General features: G+C 66.0%; 3 protein-coding genes and 2 pseudogenes. All 5 read right to left on the bottom strand.

Going from position 1 to position 4,427, the window contains the following annotated elements:
• Positions 1-489 (bottom strand): annotated as a pseudogene (locus QZ281_RS17855) (tol-pal system protein); the annotation flags it as partial.
• Positions 490-529: 40 nt separating this feature from the next.
• Positions 530-1,681, bottom strand: coding sequence for a DUF3667 domain-containing protein (locus tag QZ281_RS17850; protein ID WP_292230891.1), 1,152 nt, complete (start codon positions 1,679-1,681; stop codon positions 530-532).
• A gap of 111 nt (positions 1,682-1,792) precedes the next feature.
• Entirely contained in the window at positions 1,793-2,350 is a 558-nt protein-coding gene (gene pal, locus QZ281_RS17845) for a peptidoglycan-associated lipoprotein Pal (RefSeq protein WP_292230888.1), read from the bottom strand.
• A 143-nt stretch (positions 2,351-2,493) separates the two neighbouring features.
• On the bottom strand, positions 2,494-3,876 hold the full coding sequence (tolB, locus tag QZ281_RS17840) for a Tol-Pal system beta propeller repeat protein TolB (RefSeq protein ID WP_292230885.1): 1,383 nt from the start codon (positions 3,874-3,876) through the stop codon (positions 2,494-2,496).
• Between the two features lie 97 nt (positions 3,877-3,973).
• A pseudogene (locus QZ281_RS17835) lies at positions 3,974-4,427 on the bottom strand (hypothetical protein); the annotation flags it as partial.

Raw genomic sequence — 4,427 nt, 5'->3', positions numbered from 1 at the left:
CGCCAGATCCTGGGCCGCATCGCCGGTCGGTGTGTTGGCCTGAATCGGGGCGTTCAGCTCAGCCGCCGTCTCCAGCTTCTGGATACGGGCCTCGGCGTCGCCCAGACGGCGGCGAAGGGCGGTGTTGTCGCGCTGGCTTTCATCAAGCTGGAAGGTCACCCGCTCGCCGTCGCCGGTGATGCGGCGGATGGTGGACGACAGGTCGTTCAGGCGCTGCTCCAGAATATCGACCCGCCCCTGCAGGGCGATCACCTCGGGATCAGGCTCGACCAGAACAGGCTGGCCTGCGGCGTTGCGCTGGGTCAGGGCGCGTTCCAGACGGCGGACATTGCGGTCCAGCTGGTCCAGACGGCGATTATCCCATTCCGTCCGCTCCATGATGTTGGGCGGCGCGGGCTGCTGGGCGACGGCGCCGCCTGCGATCAGGACCACGCCCAGAGCGGCGGCGGCGATGGCGCGATTGCGCGTGAAGGAAAGCTTGAGCGTCATGACTGACTAGGTTCCACCGATTTGGGGCCGCCGCAAGGCGTCAATGGCCAAAGCCGAGATACAGGACCGCAACCAGGAACAGCGTGGCCACGAACTCACAGAACAGCACCAGCAACACCGTGCGCCACAGGGCCGAAAACACCCGCAGACTGTAGGCGCCTTTCAACTGTGCGAACATATGCACCGGTGCGATCAGGACGGCGATCATACCCGCTATGACCCCCGCCCCCTTCAGCGTCGTGGCCAGAAGCACCACGATCATCAGCAGCAAGGACATGAAGGTCAGCGAATACAGGACGAAGACCCCGTGGTCGTACAGGGTGAAGCCCCGCTTCCACAGGAACAGCAGCGCCATGAAGGGGATCGAGAACGGCACCAGCAGGAAGGCGAATTTGTAGATGGTCTGCTGCAGCTTATAGAGCGCCAGATCCGGGTTCTTCAGCTTCTTGGCCACCGCGCCGACAATGCCGTGGGCCTGGCCGCTCTTGCTGACATCATTGGCCATGTCCGCGACCTGCGCCTGCCAGGTGCCGGAGGTCAGGCCGTCCTTGCGCCCCTCCACGGCCTCCTTCTCCAGTTGGGCCAGCTTGGCCTTTTCGGTGTTCAACCCGGCTTGGGCGCCCGCCATCACGCCTGCGACAGCACCCGCCCGAATGCCGATCCCGGACGGAGGCGGACTGCCGTCGGCAGGTTCCGCCGCCTGTTGGACGGCTTCGACCTCTTTCTCAGCCGCCGCCACCACCTGCTCGGCCTGCGCCACCACTTCCCGCTGGGCCTCGACCTGCTGCGGCAGGGTCAGGGTGTGCTCTTCCTTGTGCGGCATGAAGCTCAGCGCAAAGAACATCACGAACAGGGTGAACAGGAACATCGCCAGCGGCGAGACATAGCGGGTCCGCCGCCCCTCGACCCATTCGCGCGTCAGCTTGCCGGGATTGATCAGCAGCAGCGGCAGGGTGCGCCAGAAGCGTCCGTCGAAATGCATGACGCCATGCAGCAGTTCTTCGCCCAGATGCAGCAGGGTGCGGTGAACATGGGTCGCCTGGCCGCAGTTCGAGCAGAAGTTTCCGCTGGTTTCAGCCCCGCAATCCGCACAGGCGCCGTGGCCATGCTCGCCCGCCGCACCGGTCGGTTTCTCGATCGCGCCCGCGACCAGACCCGCCGTCACGACGCCGCCGACACCTTCGATATCCATGCGCCTGATCCCCCTGGCGTTGCTCGCCGACCTTTAGAAATCCGTCGCTGAAAAGAAAAGAGGCGCCGGCTTTTCAGCCGACGCCTCTGATCTTCGATCCGACTTTTCGTCTTAGCGCTGGGCGCCCGAGACGATGGCGGTGTGGGCGTTGCGGTTGCGCGCCCACGCATCCTCGTTCGAACCTTCAGCGATCGGGCGCTCCTTGCCGTAGCTGATGGTGGTGATGCGGTTGGCGGGGATGCCGCGACCGATCAGATAGACGCGGACAGCCTCGGCGCGGCGGGCGCCCAGAGCCAGGTTGTACTCACGCGTGCCGCGCTCGTCGGCATTGCCTTCGATGCGGATGGTGACGGCCGGATAACGCTGCAGCCATTGGGCCTGGGCGTCCAGACGCGGACGGGCTTCCGGGCGGACCTCGATGCTGTCCAGATCGAAGTAGACGCGGTCGCCGATGTTGACGACGAAGTCCTGTTCCGAGCCGGGGATGGCCGAACCGACGTTGCCGCCCTGGATCGGGCCGGTCGGTGCAGTCGGATAGGATGGCTGGGTCGGAACCGGGGTCGACGGGCCGGGGATGCCGGTGTCGACGGGCGGCTTGCGCGTGCAGGCGGCCATGGCGGCGACAGCACAGCCGACCATGGCCACGGTGATGATGCGGGAAGTCTTCATTGGGGTCGTCTCCATAAGATGTTTTGAGGACGGCGGCCTCAAGCGCTGCAGTATCTATTGCCCCGGTCCATTTGGGGACGCCAGATCGGGTAACGCACTGTTGAGATTAAAGGCTCCGGTTATTGAAAACCGATGTTAGGCGGTTACGACGAACAGCTGTCCGGCCCCTGGTTGAAGCCCAGGTTGGCGGGCGGGCCGTCCAGCAGGGGCGACCACGCCGGGTCGGTGCCGCGCCCCTGATAACCGGCCTGCGACACGACGCGGCCCGACAGGTCCACGGTCCACAGACGGGTGTCGCCGCCGCGCGTCTGGCGGGCGAACATGATGTAGCGGCCATTGGGCGCCCAGCTGGGGCCTTCCTCGAAATAGGAGGACGACAACAGGCGCTCGCCCGAGCCATCGGCGTTCATCACGCCGGTCGAGAAGCGGCCGCCGCCCGACTTGGTGAAGGCGATCATGTTTCCGGTCGGGCTCCAGGCCGGGGCCGTATAGGAGCCGCCGCCCCGGCTGATCGGGCGCTGGCCCGAGCCGTCGGCGCGCATGACATACAGGCGCGGCTGGCCCGAACGGTCCGAGTTGAACACGATCTGGCTGCCGTCCGGGCTGAACGACGGCGAGGTGTTGATGCCGGGATCGGTCGTCAGGCGCGACAGCTGGCGGCTGCGCAGGTCCATCACATAGATGTCGGTGTTGCCGTTGCGGATGATCGAGAAGGCGATCTTGTTGCCGTCGTTCGAGAAGCGCGGCGCCAGCACCTGACCATCGAATTCGCCCAGGCTCTCACGGCGGCCCGTCGTCAGGTTCAGCAGATAGATGCGGCTGTAATCCTTGCCCAGCGCCACATAGGTGACTTCATCCGGCTGGTTGGGCGAGAAGCGGGGCGACATGATCACCTCGTCGCCCTGCGTCAGATAGATCGGCTGGAACCCGTCCTGATCGGCAATCGTCAGGCGGTTCTTGCGGTTCAGCTGATCGCCTTCTTCCGAGACGAAGATGACGCGGGAATCGAAGAAGCCCGGCTCACCCGTCATGCGCTGATAGATGATGTCCGAAATCTTGTGCGCGATGCGGCGGTACTGTTCCGGCGTCGCGGTGAACTGATAGCTGACCAACTGGCACTGGCGGTACGGGTCATACAGGCGGAAGCCCACGTCCACGCGGTTGTCCGCGCGCGGCGTCACCGCCCCATACAGCACCGCCTGGGCGCCGATCTGGGTCCACTGCGGGAAGTTGGGGGCGTTGGCCAGCGTCAGGCCAGTCTCGATGAAGCTGGCCGGGTTCAGCGGATCGAAATAGCCCGAACGCTTCAGGTTGCCGCTAACGATGGACGAGATGTCCGATCCGCGCTCGCCCCGGAAAGGCACGACCGCAATGGCCAGCGGGCGCAACACGCCCTGATCGACCACCACGTCCTGCACGGCGCCGTTGGCGGGCGCCGCCTGAGCCTGCACGGGGCTGCTCTGCACCAGCAGGGGCGCGGCCATCACAAGGGCCGTCGCGGAGGCCAGAAGAAGGTTCAGACGCATGGTGCGCTCCCAAAGTTCTTGAGACAGGTTCGACCCTTATCACCGGGCCTTGTGACAATCGCCAGCTTCACGGCGATTGGGGCGACTTCACGACCGATCAGCGATTGGCGCATTGGCGCGCGGTCTCGAATCTGAACGGCACTTCCTGAGACTGGAAACCCGCCGGGACATTGAAGGGCGCAGTGGCCCGCAACGCCCGCAGCATGGCGTCCGACGCCGCCCGCCATGTGGGATCCGAACGTGGATCCTGAAGCTGGGGCGAACCGACGATATGGCCGTCCGCCGTCAGGCGCACCGTCACCCGGATGACCAGCGAATCCATGCCCGGCAGGTCGCAGTTCAGGTTCCAGTTCGGCGTGACCTGGGCGCCCAGCGCGGCGAGCTGCGATCCCGTCGCACGGCTGGCGGCCCCTGCCCCGGTCTGTCCTGTCGCGGGGCGGCCCGGCGTGTTGGTGTTGCGCGGCGGCCCAGCCAGGGCGGCCAGATCCAGCCCCGGCTCGGCGCGCGGCGGCGTCGGGCGCGGCGGGTTAGGCGTCGGCGTGCCCTTGGTC

This window comes from Brevundimonas sp. (genome assembly GCF_018608325.1).
Lineage (GTDB): Bacteria > Pseudomonadota > Alphaproteobacteria > Caulobacterales > Caulobacteraceae > Brevundimonas.
Note: the sequence above shows the minus strand (reverse complement) of the source record. Positions and strands in the feature narration are given on the sequence as shown.